This is a genomic window from Exiguobacterium sp. K1, assembly GCF_033721435.1.
Classification (GTDB): Bacteria; Bacillota; Bacilli; order Exiguobacteriales; family Exiguobacteriaceae; genus Exiguobacterium_A; species Exiguobacterium_A artemiae.
The window spans coordinates 349139-369051 of the sequence record NZ_JAOTIT010000001.1 but is presented as its reverse complement, the minus strand read 5'-3'; the positions used below and the strand labels follow the sequence as shown (position 1 = coordinate 369051).

At 47.3% G+C, this 19913-nt stretch carries 21 protein-coding genes; 1 reads left to right on the top strand and 20 read right to left on the bottom strand.

Going from position 1 to position 19913, the window contains the following annotated elements; all coding sequences use genetic code 11:
- Positions 1-25 precede the first annotated feature (25 nt).
- The 15 genes from ftsZ to N7U64_RS01735 form a co-directional block, all read right to left on the bottom strand.
- The gene (gene ftsZ, locus N7U64_RS01805) at positions 26-1186 is read right to left on the bottom strand and encodes a cell division protein FtsZ (protein ID WP_012370828.1); all 1161 of its coding nucleotides are present in this window, start codon (positions 1184-1186) and stop codon (positions 26-28) included.
- Positions 1187-1224: 38 nt separating this feature from the next.
- Positions 1225-2529 carry a cell division protein FtsA gene (gene ftsA / locus N7U64_RS01800; RefSeq protein WP_214848821.1) on the bottom strand — a complete coding sequence of 435 codons (1305 nt, stop codon included), beginning with the start codon at positions 2527-2529 and terminating at the stop codon, positions 1225-1227.
- Positions 2530-2758: 229 nt separating this feature from the next.
- Positions 2759-3538: a cell division protein FtsQ/DivIB gene (locus tag N7U64_RS01795; RefSeq protein WP_012370830.1), complete on the bottom strand. Its 780-nt coding sequence runs from the start codon at positions 3536-3538 to the stop codon at positions 2759-2761.
- Between the two features lie 61 nt (positions 3539-3599).
- Positions 3600-4694: an undecaprenyldiphospho-muramoylpentapeptide beta-N-acetylglucosaminyltransferase gene (gene murG, locus N7U64_RS01790; protein WP_214763684.1), complete on the bottom strand. Its 1095-nt coding sequence runs from the start codon at positions 4692-4694 to the stop codon at positions 3600-3602.
- A complete protein-coding gene (murD, locus tag N7U64_RS01785; RefSeq protein ID WP_318928157.1) occupies positions 4691-6040 on the bottom strand; it encodes a UDP-N-acetylmuramoyl-L-alanine--D-glutamate ligase in 1350 nt (449 codons plus the stop codon). Before murD ends, murG begins: the two co-directional genes overlap by 4 nt.
- 33 nt (positions 6041-6073) lie before the next feature.
- Positions 6074-7036, bottom strand: coding sequence for a phospho-N-acetylmuramoyl-pentapeptide-transferase (mraY, locus tag N7U64_RS01780; RefSeq protein WP_318928155.1), 963 nt, complete (start codon positions 7034-7036; stop codon positions 6074-6076).
- 22 nt (positions 7037-7058) lie between these two features.
- Complete coding sequence (locus N7U64_RS01775; protein ID WP_318928152.1) at positions 7059-8378, bottom strand: UDP-N-acetylmuramoyl-tripeptide--D-alanyl-D-alanine ligase; 1320 nt, start codon at positions 8376-8378, stop codon at positions 7059-7061.
- Between the two features lie 104 nt (positions 8379-8482).
- Complete coding sequence (locus N7U64_RS01770; protein ID WP_012370835.1) at positions 8483-10621, bottom strand: penicillin-binding protein; 2139 nt, start codon at positions 10619-10621, stop codon at positions 8483-8485.
- Entirely contained in the window at positions 10618-11004 is a 387-nt protein-coding gene (gene ftsL / locus N7U64_RS01765) for a cell division protein FtsL (protein WP_012370836.1), read from the bottom strand. Before ftsL ends, N7U64_RS01770 begins: the two co-directional genes overlap by 4 nt.
- 13 nt (positions 11005-11017) lie before the next feature.
- Positions 11018-11956 (bottom strand): 16S rRNA (cytosine(1402)-N(4))-methyltransferase RsmH, encoded by a 939-nt coding sequence (rsmH, locus tag N7U64_RS01760; RefSeq protein ID WP_318928150.1) that lies wholly within the window; start codon positions 11954-11956, stop codon positions 11018-11020.
- A 160-nt stretch (positions 11957-12116) separates the two neighbouring features.
- On the bottom strand, positions 12117-13676 hold the full coding sequence (gene bshC / locus N7U64_RS01755; RefSeq protein WP_318928149.1) for a bacillithiol biosynthesis cysteine-adding enzyme BshC: 1560 nt from the start codon (positions 13674-13676) through the stop codon (positions 12117-12119).
- Between the two features lie 25 nt (positions 13677-13701).
- Positions 13702-14058 (bottom strand): DUF3397 domain-containing protein, encoded by a 357-nt coding sequence (locus tag N7U64_RS01750; RefSeq protein WP_012370839.1) that lies wholly within the window; start codon positions 14056-14058, stop codon positions 13702-13704.
- Positions 14055-14876, bottom strand: coding sequence for a 2-dehydropantoate 2-reductase (locus N7U64_RS01745; RefSeq protein WP_318928145.1), 822 nt, complete (start codon positions 14874-14876; stop codon positions 14055-14057). Before N7U64_RS01745 ends, N7U64_RS01750 begins: the two co-directional genes overlap by 4 nt.
- 87 nt (positions 14877-14963) lie before the next feature.
- Positions 14964-15137: a 50S ribosomal protein L32 gene (gene rpmF, locus N7U64_RS01740; RefSeq protein ID WP_012370841.1), complete on the bottom strand. Its 174-nt coding sequence runs from the start codon at positions 15135-15137 to the stop codon at positions 14964-14966.
- Between the two features lie 47 nt (positions 15138-15184).
- Complete coding sequence (locus tag N7U64_RS01735) at positions 15185-15709, bottom strand: YceD family protein (RefSeq protein WP_012370842.1); 525 nt, start codon at positions 15707-15709, stop codon at positions 15185-15187.
- Positions 15710-15864: 155 nt separating this feature from the next.
- On the opposite strand from N7U64_RS01735, the gene N7U64_RS01730 reads away from it, so the two are divergent.
- Entirely contained in the window at positions 15865-17016 is a 1152-nt protein-coding gene (locus N7U64_RS01730) for a nucleotidyltransferase family protein (protein ID WP_318928140.1), read from the top strand.
- Here N7U64_RS01730 and N7U64_RS01725 read toward each other — a convergent pair.
- Genes N7U64_RS01725 through N7U64_RS01705 form a run of 5 tightly spaced genes read right to left on the bottom strand, consistent with a single transcriptional unit; the run spans position 16989 to position 19822 of the window.
- Entirely contained in the window at positions 16989-17987 is a 999-nt protein-coding gene (locus tag N7U64_RS01725; RefSeq protein WP_318928139.1) for a SepM family pheromone-processing serine protease, read from the bottom strand. The two genes, N7U64_RS01730 and N7U64_RS01725, sit on opposite strands and share 28 nt — an antisense overlap.
- Entirely contained in the window at positions 17984-18478 is a 495-nt protein-coding gene (gene coaD / locus N7U64_RS01720; protein WP_012370845.1) for a pantetheine-phosphate adenylyltransferase, read from the bottom strand. The genes N7U64_RS01725 and coaD overlap by 4 nt, the downstream gene beginning before the upstream one ends.
- The gene (gene rsmD / locus N7U64_RS01715; protein ID WP_318928137.1) at positions 18475-19044 is read right to left on the bottom strand and encodes a 16S rRNA (guanine(966)-N(2))-methyltransferase RsmD; all 570 of its coding nucleotides are present in this window, start codon (positions 19042-19044) and stop codon (positions 18475-18477) included. The genes coaD and rsmD overlap by 4 nt, the downstream gene beginning before the upstream one ends.
- Positions 19045-19098: 54 nt before the next feature.
- Entirely contained in the window at positions 19099-19356 is a 258-nt protein-coding gene (locus tag N7U64_RS01710) for a YlbG family protein (RefSeq protein ID WP_012370847.1), read from the bottom strand.
- 25 nt (positions 19357-19381) lie between these two features.
- On the bottom strand, positions 19382-19822 hold the full coding sequence (locus N7U64_RS01705; RefSeq protein ID WP_318928134.1) for a YlbF family regulator: 441 nt from the start codon (positions 19820-19822) through the stop codon (positions 19382-19384).
- Positions 19823-19913 lie beyond the last annotated feature (91 nt).

Genomic DNA, 19913 nt, shown 5'->3' with positions numbered 1-19913 from the left:
GCAGTCGTGTCCCGGGAATATCGAATTAACGATTATTCCGGCGAAGGAAAGAAGGAATATCCATCGTCTCTTCGACATCTGACCCTTTTGCTGATTCTTGGTTCGAGCTAATAGGTGTCTCTTCGACTTGCGGTTTAGGTTCTTCAGCTACCGGTGATGGTGTCGATGCCTGCTTTTTCTTGAGCAGGTTTTTCATCATTTCTTGTGCTGACGGGATTTCAAAATCGAGTGGCTCGTTTTCGAATTCCGTTGCGATGACCGTAACAATGATTTCGTCTTCCAAGTTGTCATTGATGACTGATCCGAAGATTAAGTTGACTTCTTCGTCCGCAGCGCTTTGAACGATTTGAGCAGCTTCCGTTACTTCGTAAAGGCTCAAGTTCGCACTACCGGTGATATTCATCAAGACGCCTTTTGCACCTTCGATCGATGTTTCAAGCAATGGACTCGAAATCGCTTTTTTCGCGGCTTCTGTCGCACGGTGTTCACCCGTTGCAACACCGACACCCATCAATGCTGAACCTTTTTCCGTCATGATCGTTTTAACATCCGCGAAGTCCAAGTTAATGAGACCCGGAACGGCGATTAAGTCCGTAATCCCTTGAACACCTTGACGAAGCACGTTATCGGCTTCTTTAAAGGCTTCAAGCATCGGCGTGTTACGATCGACGATTTCAAGCAATTTATCATTCGGAATGACGATGAGTGTATCGACTTTTTCTTTAAAGTTCTGCACGCCTGAAACAGCATGTTGCATCCGTTTGCGGCCTTCGAACATGAAAGGTTTTGTGACGACACCTACTGTCAACGCACCGATTTCTTTAGAAATTTCAGCGATGACCGGTGCTGCACCTGTTCCGGTACCGCCACCCATTCCTGCTGTTACGAAAACCATATCGGCACCAGATAGAATTTCTGTCAACTGTTCGCGGCTTTCTTCGGCAGCTTTCTTACCGATTTCCGGATTTGCTCCGGCACCAAGACCACGTGTCAGTTTTGCTCCCAGTTGAAGTTTTACATCCGCCTGTGACATGTTTAGAGCTTGTGCATCCGTATTGACAGCGATGAATTCTACGCCTTGGACACCATGTTCAATCATTCGGTTGACAGCGTTTGAACCACCGCCACCTACTCCGATGACTTTGATTTTAGCTACTTGGTCCATCATTTCATCAAAATGCAACATAAAAGGGGCCCCCTATTTTTTTACTGATAATTTTTTATTTAGCCGAAAAATTTCTCAAAGAAACTGCTGAATGACTTCCGCTCTTTTGGAGGCTGTTCCTTCTGTGGTCGCTCTTCGCGTACTGAAGGTTGGGAAGGGTGTGCAAGTAACTCTTCTTGCTCACGTCCTTGTGCGGCTATTCCCTTTTCGTCCGCCCGGTCAAACCCTGACTTCGAAACGGCACTGCGTGACAGCACGTAGCGTAACATTCCGGCAGCGACAGCATACTTCGGATGACGAATCCCTAAGCTGGCTGGTTGATACACGTTCACGCTTTGTTTAAAGATCCGCTTACCGAGTTGGTCAATTCCTGGTAAGGAAGAACTGCCGCCACAAAGAATGATGCCGCTGTTCATTTGTGCATATCCGGCTTGTGTCATTCGTTTCTGGATCATTTCAAAAATCTCTTCCAGACGGGCTTCCAGTACAAAACCGATCTCCGTCTGTGGTTCGAAACGGTGTTCTCCGTTAATCGTCACGTAGGAAACTTTCTCTTCCGGGTCTCCGAGTGCTTCCAGTGCGACACCATATTCTTCTTTGGCGAGTTTTGCATCTTGGTATTTACAATTCATTTTATACGTCAAATCGCGTGTCAGATGATCTCCGCCATACGAAAGTGTCGTTGAGTACACTAAATCATTTTTTTCGTAAATTGAAAGAGTGGTCGTTTCATGTCCGATATCAACGATTCCGACACCGAGTTCCAATTCATCAATCGAAGCTGCAATTCGTGAGACGGCCAAACTTTCCAGCACATACCCCGCAAGTTCCAACCCAGCTCGTTCGATGGAACGTTTGATGCTATGTAGAATCGTCTTCGCTCCGATAATCAGCTTCCCTGTCACTTCTAGACGATAACCGATCATGCCACGTGGATCTGTGATCTCCGTCTGCTGATCGACAGTAAACGTTTTAGGTAAAACATCGACAACGCTCAATTCGTTTGGAATCCGCATCACCATGGCAGAATGAAGGACATCCTTCACATCATCATCCGTGATTTCGTTATCTTCCCCTTTGATTGATGTCATCCCTTGGCAATCCTTGACTTGGATGTGCTCACCGGAAATTGCTACATATACTTCACCAATCGGTTCACCGAGTGTGCGCTCCACTTCTGCAACCGCTTGTTTAATGGCATTTACTGTTTGATCGATGTCGACGATGACACCTCGCTTGACGCCTGCAGATGGTGCAGACCCTTCCGCTAAGACATTCAGTGTTCCACCTAGAAGTTCACCGACGATGAGTTTCACTTCCGATGTCCCAATATCTAGTGCGGCAATCGTACCTTTCGTTTCCATGGGAGTGACACCTCCACTTTCATAATACTAATCCTGTCGTTCCTGTTTATATTTACAGGAATCGAGACAATCTTCTTCTCGTTTAAGTCTACACTATAAAAAACCTCACGAAAAGAAGTTATTGTCTAACTTACCCATCTAATAGATTACGATTTGATGACGATGTGTCCGCTTTCCTACTAATGAAAACAAACGTTTGTCAAACCCGTCTAATACAGGGTGTTATTTACTATTTTTTACCTTTATATGGTTTGAAATAGATACCACCATCAATGGTAATCGTTCCTGTTTTACCTTTTGGCAATGCAGAAATCACTTTGACATATTCATTCAACGAGTTAGAAAAAGCCGATGTACTCAATAAGACGGTATTTCCGTCCGTCATGAATAACTTTAATCCGCCTTTGTCGGTCTGGTCATTGGCTACGATTTCCGAAATCCGGCTCCGGACTTTCGGCTCGATTTTAACGAGTTCCTTTGTCAGACGTTCCAAGGACTGATCCGTAAATCCGGTTAGAATCGGTGCATCAAACAATTCTTCCTTCGACTTTCCGGGAATAATCGTTCCGTCCGCTAAGACGATCCGGGCGCCCGGTTTGTCTTTGGCATACGCGATTTCTTTTTCTTCGACGACATCCACTTCATAATGGTGTAAAAACGTTTTTTTCATCGTCGCTTCGCGAATACCCGGAACATCTTCAATCCGTTCCAACACGGCTTCTTCCGACACATTGAAAGCATGTGTCTCCTTCACCTTAATACGTGATGCTTGAATGATGTCTTCCTTCTTGACGTTCACGGTGCCAGTGACATCAAATGTCGCGACACGCGAGAAACTCGATTGAAGATAGAAGACGACACCAATCAATAGACCGATCAGGATGAGGACATAGATTAAACGCCGGTTCGCCTTTTTCCGACGCTGCTCACGGACATATGGAATTTTATCTTCTAAGCTGCGGACAGTCGCATCCATCTTCGGCTGTCTGGCCGGTTGTTGTTCCTTCACGTAAGCCTCTCCCTCCATTATGTTTAATTTCAGTACCTTATCGGTCTATTCCTGCAATGCTTTAGTTTTTTTGCTGAATCAACCGTAATAATTCATCGACCAGATCACTTGCCGCATTTGGCATACCAAGCGCAAGTGACGCTTTTGACATGTCCGCTTGATCGGCAATTGCTTTCGTACAAGCGTCGAACAATCGGTCTCCCGTCAACTCGGATTCCCGAATCAACAGACTGGCTCCTGTCTCGACGAGTGACGAAGCATTCACTTCTTGATGATTTTCCGTCACGTACGGGCTTGGAATCAAGATACTCGGCAAACCGAGCGTCGTCAATTCAGCTAACGTACTTGCACCGGAACGCGAGATGACCAGTTGACTCGCTTTTAAAATTAACGGCAGATCATAAATGAACGGACGCAATTGAATCCGGTCGGGTAATGTGCCGAGCTGAGCCTGAATGTCTTCGTAGTGCACCTGTCCCGTGACGAACAATAACGACCAGTCAGTTTCTGTCAGCTTGGGAATCATGTCGACGACTGCTTTATTGATGGCTGGTGCCCCCCGGCTGCCGCCGTAAACGACAATCAGAGGACGATCTTGTTCAAAACCGTATTTTTGTTTTTCTTCGACTGGATCAATCTGCAGCATCGCAACTTCCGAAGCACGGGGATTCCCGATTAAAATCGTCTTCCCTTCATTTTTGCCGAAATGATGACCAGATCCCTTAAAGGACAAGGCCACTCGGTCAACATAACGCGCCAGGAACTTATTCGTGATTCCCGGTAAACTGTTTTGTTCATGGACGAGTGTTTTATATCCCATCTTCGCTGCTGTGTATAAAACCGGACCGCAGACGAAACCACCCGTTCCGACCACGATATCCGGTTGGAAGTCGCGCAAAAGCTTCCGGACGCGGACAACACTTTTTAAAAAGCGGAAACCGGTCTTGACGTTTTCAAACGATAAGGAACGGCGGATCCCCGAAATTTCAATCGATTCAAAAGGAATACCCGCTCGACGGACGATATCTGCTTCGAGTCCATTCTCTGTTCCGATGTACAACACTTCGCATGGCGTCCGACGTTCAATTTCTCGAATCATCGCCAACGCCGGATAGATATGTCCACCGGTGCCTCCACCTGAAACTACGATTCTCATTTCATCATTCCTCCTACTTTTTGGACAGAACGGATGAAATGTTCGCCGCGTTCTTCGTACGTTTTGTATTGGTCCCAACTGGCCGATGCCGGAGACAGCAAAATGATATCCCCGGGTTTCGAGACATCAAATGCCGTGGCAACGGCTTCTTCCATCTCACGTGTCACCGTCGAAGCAATCTGTTGCTCGGTCGCTAAATCGGCGAAGCGTTGACCGGTCTCCCCGAGTCCGATGACATGTTTGACATGGGTCATCGCACTTTTCAACGGTGTTAAATCTGCACCGCGTTCGAGTCCACCGCAAATCCAAATGATAGACGATTGAAAACCGGACAGTGCTGCTTCCGTCGCAACATTGTTCGTGGCTTTTGAATCATTGTAGACCTTTCGTCCGGCAAACTCACCGATGTATTCTGTCCGGTGTGCTACTCCGCCAAACGTACGCAAGACGTCTTGAATCGCTGTCAGGGAAATCCCGAACGGTTCAATCAATGTCAAGGCAGCCAGGACGTTTTCGAGGTTATGACCACCGCCGAGCGCCAGCTCACGGACCGGGAGAATTTCTGTCTGACCGACAAAAATCATATCGTTTTCGATGTGTGCATACGCATCTTGGCGACGTGAGAACGTCAACCGTTCGGCTGCTGCTGTTTCGCTTAGGCGCATGACTTCCTCGTCATCCGCATTGACGACCAGTCGTCCGGCTTCATCCATGTTTGAAAAGATTCGTGCTTTGGCTGCCGCATAAGATGTAACATCCCCATGGTAATCAAGATGAGCCGGCGACAGGTTCAGGAACGCCGCACTGACTGGACAGAAGGATTCGATGCCCATCAATTGAAAACTGGACAACTCAATGACGATGACATCGCCTGCTTCTGCCTGCTGGGCAACCTCAACTGCCGGGAAACCGATATTCCCCGCCAGATGAACACGTTTTGATCCCCGTTTTAATAGTTCATGAACGAGCGTCGTCGTCGTTGTCTTGCCGTTTGATCCTGTAATCGCCACCCAGTCCGCTTTTGTTGAACGATAAGCCAATTCCACTTCCGTCCAAACCGGGATGCCAAGCTCCAGTGCTTTCTGTAACAATGGAATCTGATAAGGGATCCCCGGGTTTTTTACGATTAAGTCTGTTCCATCCAACAAGGATAACGGATGACTTCCGAAGAGGGTTTCGACCTTCAAGGATTCAAGCGTTTGGACGTCATTTTCCGAAGGTGTCCCACCATCGTTCACCGTCACGACAGCGCCTGCCTTCACAAGATAGGTCGCTGCCGCAATTCCGCTTTTCGCAGTCCCAAGGACCAATACTTTTTTCTTCTCCAGCTCAGAACTCTTCATCATTAAATCGCTCACTTTCTTGACCACGAATTTCAATTACACGAACAGATAGGCAATTAACGCCACGATTAAGCTAATCGAAGCAAATGTTCCGACGATACGCCACTCACTCCACCCGACCATTTCGAAATGGTGGTGAATCGGACTCATTTTAAAGATCCGTTTCCCTGTCGTCTTGAAGGAAATAACCTGCAGGATGACCGATAATGTCTCGACAACGAATACAATGCCGATCAGTACTAACAGTAATTCCAGTTTCAATAAGATCGATAAACCGGCAAGCGCAGCTCCTAAAGCCAGTGATCCCGTATCGCCCATGAAGATTTTAGCTGGATAGACATTAAACACAAGGAATCCGATCAACGCACCGACAGCTGAAAAGGCAAACAAGGCAACCCCCGGCTCATCCGCGATAAACCAACCGTAAAGGCCAAAGAACAGGAATGTCGGAATCGCCGTAAAGGATACGAGTCCGTCCAGTCCGTCCGTCAGATTGACCGCATTCGAGAATCCGACGAGCCAGAATAACGCGACGAGCGGATACAGAATACCGAAGTCAATCGACCATGTCGTAAAAGGAATCGCCAGGTACGTAGCTTGACTCGAAAATCCGCCGCTCAACCAGACAAACAAAAGACCGACGACAATTTGTCCGATTAATTTTTGTTTTGAGTTTAAACCAAGATTACGTTTTTTAACGACTTTGATATAGTCATCGATAAAACCGATCGCTCCGTAAGCAAGCGTCAAGAACAATAACGACAGATGGCTCTGGTCCAGATCTCCCATCACTAAGAGCACAAGCAGGCTGCCGATCATCGCCAGCAATATGACGATTCCACCCATTGTCGGCGTCCCGGATTTCACTTGGTGCCAATCCGGACCTTCTTCGCGAATCTCTTGACCGAATTTAAGACTGTGTAAAAAAGGAATCGCTTTTGGCATCACGAGGACGACAACCAAAAACGCAATAATTAAACTGATGAATAATGTGATCATTGCAAACACCTACTTTTAAGGATTAAGTTTCATTTAGAAATGTAAAAATTTGTTCCAGTGCCAGTCCACGCGACGCTTTCAGCAAAATAACGGTTTGCTGGCCGAGCAAAGGTTGGAGCAGACGTGCTGCCTCTTCGACCGTGTCCGCAAATTGAACTTGGACGGTCGGATCAACAATTCCATCCGCGATATAACGTCCTTTCCCTCCTACAAGGATAGCATGGGATACAGGAAGTGCAATTTTCTTCCCGACAGAGGCGTGTAACAGACGTTCTTGTTGACCGAGTTCATACATATCACCGAGGACGACGACTTTATTCGTAAATCCATCGAGCGTTGCAATCGTTTCAATCGCCGCATTCATCGATGTCGGACTGGCATTATAGGCATCGTTGATGATTGCCGTTTGCCCGTACATTAAACGTTCCATCCGCATCGGTGTCAATTGTACGTCATTCAATCCTGCCTGGATGACGTCATCGGTAAGTCCCAGTGCTTTTGCTGTCGCAATCGCGTATGCTGCATTCCGGACTTGATGTTTACCGAGGACCGGTATGCTGAACGTCGTCCCGTCAAATTTAAACGTCGTTCCGATGAACGTCGCTTCCGCCTGTTCAATGACGTACGTATTGGTCGCATGATATCCGATCCGTTCAGCCGGCACTTCTCCTAACAACGGCTCGTCGCCATCTACGAAGAGATGACCGTTCGGTTTTAAGCCTGAGCGAATCTCCAGTTTGGCTCGGGCGATTCCAGTTCGTCCGCCGACTTGCTCGGCATGGGACTCCCCAATGTTCGTCACGAGTGCGATATCCGGTTCGGCAAGGTTCGATAACAGCTCGATATCCCCAAACCCGTTCATTCCCATTTCAAGAACGGCGACTTCCGTCTCGATCGGCATCATCAAGATCGTCAAAGGCATTCCGATATCCGAATTAAAGTTTCCTGCCGTTTTGTGCGTTCGAAATGACTGTTTCAAGACACTTTCAATCATGTCTTTCGTTGAGGTCTTGCCGTTTGATCCTGTAATAGCGATGACTTTCGGTGCCACTTGTTGTAAATAACGTCGGGCGATGATTTGTAACGCTTGTAACGGATCTTCGACTTCAAGCACCGTGATGTCCATCTCCGGAAGCGGAATACCTTTTTTCCACAACGTGGCGATGGCACCTTGAGCAACTGCTCCCTCGATGAACGTATGTCCGTCGACGCGTGCTCCCTGGATCGGGATATACAATCCTTCCGTCAGCGTACTTCTTGAATCTGTCGCAAAATTTCTTAAAGCCCGTGTATCGGTTTCTTCTAATCCCAGCCACTGGGCAATCTGTGCAATTGTCACCATCACTATTTCCTCCACTCGATTACAGCAAACGAGGACGAACAGAAGTCAACGAATGACTCCGGTCCGTCCTCGTTTCACTGCAGAAATCAGGAGACCGCTGTTTCTTACTCTTTTGGTTCAGCGAGTTCCACCGTCAGCTTTCCATTTTCTTTCACTAGTGTACCAGTTCGCGCCGATTGTTTGGTTACAAAACCTTTACCAATCACGTCTAACTTTAAATCATAGAGACTGACAAGCTTTTTGACATCCCGTTGTGACCACCCGGTGATATCAGGCATCTTAAACGTCCGTCCTGTTTTGAAGAGGACACGTTCCCCGCTGACGAATTCCTGTCCGCGGGTCGGAATTTGGGAGACGACTTCGACCCCGTCACCTAACACGACCGGTACGGCACCTTGCTCTTTCGCCATCTCTTCCGCCTGATTCATACTTTTCCCGATGTAGCTCGGAATGATTTTCGCTTTGACATCCACCGACTCTTTTTGAGTCGCCGGTTTAATGCTTCGATACTGTAATGCTGTATTCATAACACTTTTGAAGACAGGACTCATGATGCTTGGACCGGAAACCGACGATTCATTTTTCGACGGCCGGTCGACCGCGATATACATGATCAATTCCGGATCATCCTTTGGCGCCATTCCGATAAAGGAGTGGATGAACTGCCCTTGGATGTATTTCCCATTCTCGGAAATCTGGGCCGTCCCTGTTTTCCCGATGACACGGTAATCTTTCAGCTTGTACATCTGTCCGGTTCCGATTTTACTGTTAACGACACCGTCCAGTGCTTCCCGGGTCGCTTTTGCCGCTTCCGCGGAAATCGGTTTTCCGACTACTTCTGTCTTGGCTTTATACGGCGCTTTGTCCGTATGGTCCGCTTTTTGGATAATATGCGGTTTGACCATTTCACCGTCTCCGGCAATCGCTGTCGCCCCTTGGAGAATTTGCATCGGCGTTACCGCCGTCGATTGTCCCCACGATGTAATCAGCGTATTCAGCGGTTTTGACAGATCAGATTGACTGTTTACTTCACCCGAGATATCTATACCCGTTTTTTGATCGAAATGAAACTTCTTGAAATAGTCTTTATAGCGCTCGATTCCAAGCTTTTCAGCCGTCAGAATCGAGAACATGACATTTGAGGAGTGATAAACCCCTTCAATCATCGGAATCGTTCCCCAGCCGACATCATTGTAGTCTTTAATGACGGTCCCCTTGTAATTGTAACTTCCTGATTTATAAGGTTCGTTCGGACGGAAGACCCCTGCATCGATGGCAGCAGCCAACGTGAAAATCTTCATCGTCGATCCGGGTTCAAATCGAGACGAGACGGCAAAGTTCGTAAAATCCGTCATATCACGTAAATTCGGGTTAAATGACGGACGATCCGTCATTGCCAAAATTTCACCTGTTTTGGCGTCCATGACGATTCCGGTCGCATTTTTCGGTTTGTATTCGTTGTACATCTTCTGCATCTGCTTCTCAAGCGCCTGCTGAATCCGGTGATCAATCGTCAGATACAGATTGGATCCGTCTTTCGGCTCATTTGAGATTTTTGACGTACCTTGAACCAACTCTCCGCCACTGCGATCTTTTTCAAAGACACGGGAGCCAAACGATTCACGTAAGGCCTCATCGTATTGTTTTTCGATGCCCATCTGTCCTTTTAAGACAACCCGCCCGTTATCTTCTGTAATTTTTTGGACGAATCCTAGCGTATCCGACAGGAAAATCCCGTTCGGATAATAGCGTTTCGGTTCCTCGATTAATCGAATTCCGGGCAACTTCAACCGATCAATCTGTTCTTTCTGATCAACCGTCAAGTCATTCCCTTTTTTACCGAATTCGATTTGAGACCGATCTTTATTTTCAATCAGATACGTTTCCAGCTCTTTCACCGACATGCCTAAAATCGGCGCCAGTCCGGTCGCTGTTTTCTTGAAATCGACCACTGTCTCGTCCGGATCCTTCACTCCGCCCAACCGGTAGATTGCCACTAAGTGATAGGACGGGATGTTGATCGCAATCGGTGAACCCAGCCGATCAAAGATTTCTCCACGTTCTGCCGATAATGTCGATTGCGACTCCCAACGTTTTTTTTCCGCGTAGACCAACATGTCTTCTCCGTGGAATTTTTTTGTCGTCGATAAGTATAAAAAGCGTGAAATGAACACCAAAAAGAGAGCAGCAAATATCAACATGACAAAGGCTACTCTCCGTCGGGATTTAGATAGTGGATTCATTTAGGAATCACCTTAATGTTCCCTTTTCGCATATCAAGACCTTGTTCTTTCGCAATCTTGTAAATGCGTTCTGGAGAGCTTAAGTTGGTCACTTCAAGTTGAAGACGTTCATTCTCTTTTTTCATCTCTTGCGTCACTTGGTTTTCTTTCGCGAGATCGCGACTGACATTGTAAGCTTCGTTATGAGCACCAATCGTCACACTGCCAAAGAGGACAATTCCGCCAATCATCGCACTGTACAAAAACTTTTCAAATGGATACAAACGATATTTTGGACGAACCGCAACACGACGTGCGATATCTTCCGTCTTACGTGGTTCTTGGATAGGTTGCTGCCGAACAGGTTCCATGGATTGCATCGGTTTACGAAGTGGTTCTGCCATTTGAATGCTCCTCTCAACTTTCCTTCATTTTTTCAACAATTCGTAATTTGGCGGAGCGTGACCGGCGATTATCATCGAGTTCATCGTCTCCTGCTGTAATCGGTTTTCTTGTCACCAGACGCAGTTCTGGTTCAAATTCTTTTGGAATCATCGGCAACCCTTGCGGAAGCTCAGGTAAAGATGACTTTTCTTTGAATGCTTGCTTACACATCCGGTCTTCGAGCGAATGGAAAGTGATGACACATAGGCGTCCACCGACAGCGAGTAAATCAATCGCCTGATACACGGCTCGATCAAAAACATTCAGTTCGTCATTGACGGCAATCCGGATCGCTTGGAACGTCCGCTTGGCCGGATGCCCTCCTTTACGGCGGGCTGGTGCCGGAATCGCATCTTTGATTAACTCGACCAGTTCAAATGTCGTTTCAATCGGTGCAATCTCACGTGCCTTCTCAATCTTGCGGGCAATCTGTTTGGAGAACTTTTCTTCCCCATATGTAAACAAAATCCGAACAAGATCGTTATATGGCCACTCATTGACGACTTCATACGCAGACAGCGGTGACGTTTGGTCCATTCGCATATCCAGTCGGGCGTCAAAGTTGTAGCTGAATCCACGTTCGCCTTCGTCTAGTTGTGGAGAAGATACGCCGAGATCAAATAAAACCCCGTCCACTTTTGTTACGGATCGTGCTTCTAATTCCTCTTTTAAATGTACGAAATTACTTTTTATTAAAGTAAAGCGACCTTCATACGCCGCGAGACGTTCTGCTGCATGTGCCAGTGCGACATCGTCCTGATCAAACGCGTACAGATGTCCTGTCGTCAACTGCTTGACGATTTCTTCACTGTGTCCTGCTCCACCTAACGTACAATCGACATAAATCCCGTCAGGTTTGATATTCAGCCCTTTAATGGACTCCCATTTTAATACTGTTTCATGCTCAAACATGTGCTGCCTCACCTTTCACTGTCCAAACTGGACGTTACTCTTTTTCAATGTATCATATTCTTTCTTGAAAACGTTACGAAAATGAGACAGTTTCCTTGATTTTTTGAACTTTTGTGTATCTTTCGTTAAAAAAACAAAAAAACCTGCTGATTTCGCAGGTTTAGAGCATAATTTTCAATTGTTCCGCCTCGGTTTGTTCATAGTGCATCCGTAAGGTCTGAACTAAATTCAAACCGTATCGGTTCAGCCAAGGCAATATCGAATGAATCCGTTCCTGCGGTGCATGATCGGGTGCCAACTGATACTGCAGGGCGCGGTCCGAACGATTCGCCTGTTCATGGAGACGTCGCTTTTGATCGACGATCGTCTCTACGGCAAGTTGAAGCTGTTTGTTCAGTTTCGTCGCGACAGCCGTCGTACGCAACTCCTGTTGTTCGACCCGCGTGACTTCCTCGACCAGGACTGTTCCTAAGAGGGTTGCGTCATGCAAATGCCGTTTTATTGCCGCCGCGTCAAATGGTGCGAGCGGCACGCCTGTATGAAGCACTTGTTCGAGACTCAGACCATGACGCCGAAGTCCTTTCTCGTCCCGTGCCTGTAACATGACGGCTCCCATCCTTGGAATCAGCACCGGCATCGTCCAATCGAAGTGATGGAACAACGGCCGTAATCTTGTCCAGTATGCAATTTCTCCCGGTCCTCCGATGTAAGCAAGTGTCGGGAATAAGTAATCCTGCATCAACGGACGTGTGACGACACTGTTTGAAAAACGTTCCGGACTTGCATACAGTAATGCCAACAGCTCAAGCTCCGTATAGGTCTTTCCTTGTTTCGTCACAAAATCTTGTCCCGGATACAATAAATCACGTCCGATGTCCTCCACAAACAGGTGGGCCGCTTCTTCGTTTAAAAAGGTATCCGGCAACTCGGTTGTTTCTTGGATGCCTTTCGATAACGCTTGCCGGATTTCAGCATTGTCCTGAATCAATCGTTCAAAAAACGGAATTTCAAGCTGGCGGACTGCTTCCGTATCTGCATCAAAGAAGATGATATCGTGATCGACAAGTTCTCCCATGAACGAAGCAAAAAACTCTCCGTATGTCGTACTCGATTCGATTAACCGGTCCGACAGTGCCAGTAACTCTTTTGTATACGGTGTTTCCCGTTCGGTACATAGTGCCTGACGAACGATATCCTTGACGGCCGTCTGGTCAAATGCCAGCCGACTGACAGAACGCGAAATCGAATCCGGTGCCTGGATTGCCAGTTTGCGTGTCCGGAAATCATGTGTCGGTACAATCAGATGATTGATTTCATCAAAATCATGGTCTTCGGTTGCGAGCCAGAAAATCGGGAGAACCGGATGATTCAGCAGTTCTTCCGTTTGGCGGGCAACCTTTAGACAGGTCAGCAATTTATAAACGGCATACATCGGCCCGCCGAAGATTCCCGTTTGCTGACCGGTGATCACGACTTGCGCCTCACCTGTCCGCAACAGTTCGAGGCGTTCCTTCAAGCTGTCGTTCAGCCGGGGGTTTTGCCGCATCAATTCGTCGACAAGCGCATTCAGATGCGGATACTGCCGTTCTTGCAACAGGCCGCTTCTTGCCTGCATTCCTTCTGTTCCAATATGATCAACGTATTTCGAAAATTCTTGACGGGAAGCTTTCTGCATCAATGAATCTTCATCATACAAGGCGTCAAATGATTGTACCTTCAAACAAAATCCCTTCTTTCTGACAAAATCAATGAATGAACAGTTGTTGAATTCCGATTCCAAACAGCGTCAACTGAACCGGAAGAGCAATCAAGATCGTAATCCGCCAACTGTGTCGAATCATCTGTATATAATCCACATCCACCTTTTTGATCCGTTGCCATAAGGCATTGACTGCAAAAATCAAGAGGACGGCGATTAACAGCCACCCTAAATAATTTTGACCGGTCAAGGCAATCAGAGCGACGTGAATTCCATACAATACGATGAATGTACCTAAATCAAGCGCCAACCGGACTGCTTTTCCGTGTTGGCGAAAGACCATCAAAAAAATAAGGTATAAGCTAACTAAGCTGAAGATTGGAAAAATAATAAACCACGTCACATCGAATCCCCTCTTTTTTCCTGAGATTTAATCTGATTAAAATAAAAAGTCAGTAAGGGTGTCGGATTCACCGCGTGTTCCAGGACAAAACCGACAATCGGCTCAATTTCCGTTTGTCTTCCCTGCTCTATATCTTGAAGCATCGACGAACGATTCAGCGCGGTTCGTCTGATGACCTGTTCGATTTCTTCATAGCTGATCGGATGCTCCGGAAAGACGTTCCGCAACTCTTCAAAAATACCGTGTGCCTTTTCAGCGTAAGGTGCTTCGAGTAATTGACCGTTCGTAATCCGGTAATAGGCAGTTAATGGATTGATGACGGCGTTCATGAATAATTTCGTTAACATAACCTGCGCGATGTCCGGAACATACTCAAACTGCAACGGTGTCGCCTCGAGCATCGCGACGGGTACCCGCCCGTAGCGGATCCGTCCCATTCCGGTATGTCGGACCGCGTATCGTCCCGTTCTCATGGCACCATGCTCGACGATCCCGAACAACGCCTGCGGTACTTGCTCCGCTTCTTTCACATGCCCCATCCCGTTCTGTAAGAACATGACCGGCATCTTTCCGTTCGTCAGATAAGGCATCACACTTTTTATATCATACGACTTTGTCGTCACGAACACCAAGTCTTGTGACTCGAATTGTTCAAGCGGCCGCACCTCTACAGGTCGGCTGACTTGATTATCCCGGATAATCTTGATTTCATGCCCTGTCGCTTGTCTCGTATAGAGTGTCACACTGTGCTGTTCTGCAAGGTAGGATGCGATTAATAATCCAATCGATCCGGCACCGATGATTCCTACTTGACTCATCTGTCCACGCTCCTTCTTTCATCAAAAAAAGCGACCTGTCAAACCGATTGCTCGATTCTAGGGTCGCTTTTATACCGATCATTCAGCTTACTTGCTGACGATTTCTTTACCTTTGTACGAGCCACATGCTTTACAAACGCGGTGTGAAAGTTTCATTTCACCACAGTTTGGGCACTCGACCATACCTGGTACACGGAGTTTGAAATGAGTACGGCGAAGACGTTTGCGTGTTTTCGACGTTCTGCGGAATGGTACTGCCATCGTTGTCCACCTCCTTGAAAAAATACACTCGTCTTTTTATGAAAAGATTAGGAATCCTGATCTTTTTTAAAGAACTGAGCGAGACCCGCAAGTCGCGGATCAATTTTTGGTTCAGCTTCTTCTGGCGCTTCTTCAGAGAGAACCGTCCAGCCTTCCCCTTGAACCAACTGATTTTCTTCATCATCCCCATGCACTTGCACTGGCACATGAAGTAAAATCAATTCTTGCACGAGTGGTTGAAGATCAACCGTATTCCCGTTCGGTAAGTTGATGTCATCCGAATCACTCGGAACAGCATCAACCTCGAGCAGGAACGACTCGATGGATTCAATCTCGAACGGGTACGCGACGTCACTCAGCGTCCGGGCATCCGGAAGCGTCATTTCGCCTGTAATCCGGAGATTGAATATTAATTGATTCGATGTAAACGATGCATTTGCACGAACGTGCACAGGTTGCACCGCCCGGATATCCGGATGGAGGGCGATAAGCTCAGGAAGCTCAATCGTCTCGTTAACCTGAAGTTGACCCAGATTGCGCAATTTATTCAATTGCATCAGGGACCATTTCATCCGAATCACCTCAATTGCAACAATATGAATTATAGAGAGGACATCTTGTTTTGTCAATGTTTTTTCTTTACACTGAAATCGCTAGAGAACGAACACTTTTGGACGTCTTCATTCATATTACCGCACTTAATTCGGTTTGCAAAGGAGAAAGTTTCATGAGAATGACTGCAATTATTTCTGAGTACAATCCGTTTCACAACGGACACCTTTATCAAGCAAAAATCGCACGTCAAGAAACAGGCGCTGATTTGATTGTCGCTATCATGAGCGGAACGTTTACACAGCGCGGTGAACCGGCTTTTACAGACAAATGGACCCGGGCGCAGGCGGCTGTCGCGAGCGGCGAAATCGATCTCGTCCTCGAACTTCCGTTTTATTTCGCCGTCCAACGGGCCGACCGGTTCGCCCTTGGGGGAGTCACGATTGCCGAGACGATCGGTGCGGAAAGTTTATCGTTCGGGAGTGAATGCGGTCAATTGGAGCCGTTCATCGAGGCTGCTGCTGAAAACCAGGAAGCGACTCCGCGTTATCAAGAACTGATGCAGGAAGGGTTAGCCCGTGGATTATCGTCTGCAACAGCCGCCAGTCAAGCATTCCGGGAGATGACGACGACACTGGACTTGACGACACCAAATAATACACTCGGATATTATTACGCACGGGCTGCCTCGACGATCACCTTGCACACGACAAAACGCATCGGGAGCGGCTACCATGATCTTTCCACTGGTGACATCATGAGTGCCACGGCAATCCGTGCTTATCACGCAACGCATCACTCATTGATCGGTTTACCGGAACTGACCGCTGAGACGCTGCGGAATGCGGTCTTTGCTTCATTCGAGCCCTACTATCCTTTTATCCGCCACCGCCTTCTGACAACCCCTCTCGATGATTTAATGCAATTTAACGGGATTGATTCCTCATTGGCCCCGCGCCTGATTGAAGGAGCACGTAAAAACGAGACTTTCGACAACTTCATGACGGCTGTTAAAACACGTCGTTACACCCGGACCAGCCTGCAACGTGTTCTGATCTACCTGTTGACGTCCACTAAATCACACGAGTTCGAAAACATTGCCTTCGACCAGATCGACTACGTCCGCCCATTGGCCTTCAATGACAACGGGCGTCTCGCCTTACGTGAAATCAAACAGCGTATCCCGGTCATCTCGACATTCGAGAAACATCCCTGGCTCATCAAAGAAAGCCAAGTCACAGCAGCATACGCTGTGCCCTTGGCTCGTTATGACAGGCTTGAAGAACATCGCCGCTTCGCTCATTTTGCCGGCAGTGTTTCCAAATAATCTAGTGCATCTTCCACTGTCTTGATCGGGACGAGTTTCATACTCGTCTCGATTTTTTTGACCGACGGTTTGGCTTCTTTGTAATTTTCACCTGCCGGGACAAACATGATTTCTGCATCGGCTTCGTCTGCCGCGACAACTTTTTGCCACGCTCCGCCGATCGGACCGACTTTTCCGCCCTCTTCAATCGTACCGGTTCCGGCAATTTTATATCCTTTGGCTAAATCACCTTTTGTCAGTTGATCGTAAATTTCGAGCGTGAACATCATTCCGGCCGATGGACCGCCGACATCCTTGACGTTAAAATCGACTTCCGGATCCGTTTTTACGGAAGATATCGGAAGCGGTTCATAAATCCCCAGTCCGACCCGCTCTGATTCCTTTGTCAGCTGACTGACGGTAATGCTCGTCTGTCGTTGTTTGTTGTTTCGCAGGTATGTCAGCTTTACTTCCGTTCCTGCTTTTTTGCTGCTGATCGTTTTCATGAAACTGCTCAACGAAGTAATCGCTTTATCGCCAATCGTCGTAATCTGATCCCCGGCTTTTAACTTTCCGTCTGCCGGACCATCCGGAATGATTCCCGATACATAAATCCCCTTGAAGTCGACCGTCGCTTTTTTCCCTGCAAGTTCATACCCTTCAATCGTCGCGTTATGCTGGGCTTCTTCCATGTAAAGCTTCTGACGTTTCTCATACTGCGCATCCGACTCCCCGTCATATAGATAGTCACTGACGCTCGAACGGTCCGCAAACGGCAGGAACAGGCTCTCTACGAGAAAATAGGGCGTCGCCCGCCGCTGGGCAATCGTCAGCATCATCAGGTCACCCGGTTCTTTTGTCGCCCCTTTGACGTCAATCAGTTGCTCTGTCGATGTCGCGTCCCCGGGATAGGAAATGAAATACGGAAGCGGAACAAAAAAAGCAATCATCGCTGCGAGGACAGCGGCTAGTGCCGGTTTCCAAGCCTTCATCTTAATTCTCCTTCGCTGTATTTATGACGTAATGCTTCTTCGACGGCAGGAGGAACGAGACCGGCGACCGATGCTCCATACTTGGCTGCTTCCTTGACGATCGATGAACTTAAAAACGAATACTGGTTGTTCGTCATCATAAATAACGTCTCGATTTGATCATTCATTTTTTTATTGATGGAGGCGACTTGCATCTCATACTCGAAATCCGACACGGCGCGCAAGCCACGGACGATGACATCCGCTCCGACCGTCGAAGCATAATCAACAAGTAGCCCGTTAAAAGCATCGACTTTAATATGCGGTAAATGTTCCGTCACTTCTGAAATCAGCTCCATCCGTTCCTGAACTGAAAACAACGGTTGTTTGGAGGAATTGTTTAATACGGCAACGATGATTTCGTCAAAAATCGGTGCTGCCCGTTCAATGATATCAAGATGTCCGTTCGTGATGGGATCAAAACTCCCGGGACAGATGGCGATTCGTTTCATGCTTGTTCCTCCAGTTCTGTAAATTCATACAATGTAATCGAGATGACCGTAGAATACTGCAGCCGTCTGATGACCTGCAAACGACCGATGACATCCGGTAACTCCGTTTCTGATCCATGCTCACAAACAATGACGCCATTGTCCGTCAGCATGTCATGTTGCTCTATGTAGGCCACTTGCTCGGCGAGTTGCTCCTTCGCATACGGGGGATCGAGAAAAATCAATTTAAAAGGCGATTCGCCCGCCAGTTCCGCCAAGGCCACCGTCACGTCTTTTTTTAAAACACGGCTCCGCTCCGTCAAACGTGTTGTTTGTAAATTTTCTTTAATCGTTTGAATCGCTTTAAAATGTTGATCGACAAAAACAGCTTCATCGCATCCCCGGGATAAAGCTTCGATTCCAAGACCCCCGCTTCCTGCAAATAAATCAAGCGCCTTCCCTCCGTCAAAATACGGTCCGATGACATTGAACAAGGATTCCTTGACTTTATCTGTCGTCGGTCGCGTTTGATCTCCCGGGACCGCTTTGATTCGTGTACCTTTTCGTTCTCCTGATATGACCCGCATGCCTTCTCATCCTTTCAAAAAAGAGCGACGAGGATGACCTCATCGCTCTGCCTGTTAGACTTCTTCTTGTATCTTACCTTTTTTATTCGCATACGTTTCACTGATGAACGGCCGTTCTGATCGAATGACGCTCTCGACAAACGGCAGTTCCGTAATCCGTTCAACTATCTGTTCATGCCGTTCCAAATCAACGTATAAAAAGACGTACCGTTCCCGTTTTGAAGTGAAATAGACATTTCCGAACCGACGCAATTGACGTGACGCCTTCAACGCATTGACATAGACGATAAGTCCGATTCGATCCTTGATCACACACCGTTCCTCCCTTGTGTCGTTCTTAACCGCTACAGCTGCAGCTTCCGCCAGTCGAACACCCGCCTGCGCATCCCTGATCGAAAAATGGATTTCCGGTCGGTACTTTGATTTGAGGAGAGACTTGTCCGGCCAGGACGAGACTGACTTGTCCGAGGAGCGTTTCCAATTGCTTCTCCGCCTTCTTAAACTGTGCGACTTCTTCCTGTAAATCAAGCGCACGTTTAATTTCATGCACTTTTTTTGTGATGGTTTGATAGTCCGGATGATACCGGCCAAATCGTTGCACCAATTCGTATTCTTCCTTAATGCGGTTAAAATCACGAATGACGTCCTGTGCTTGTCTTGAGTTTGCACGTGCCTGTTTTGCTAATCTATATGCTTGACCTGTTTCGCTTTGCGAGAGAGAGTATGCAAGGTCTTCCGCTGCGTTGATGAGGCCGATTGTTTTATCTGAATAAATCACAACGAATCTCCTCCTTAACTTAACCATCATATCATAACATTTATCTCGCTCCTAGCACGCTGAATTGTGTATAATTTGTTCAGAAGGAAGG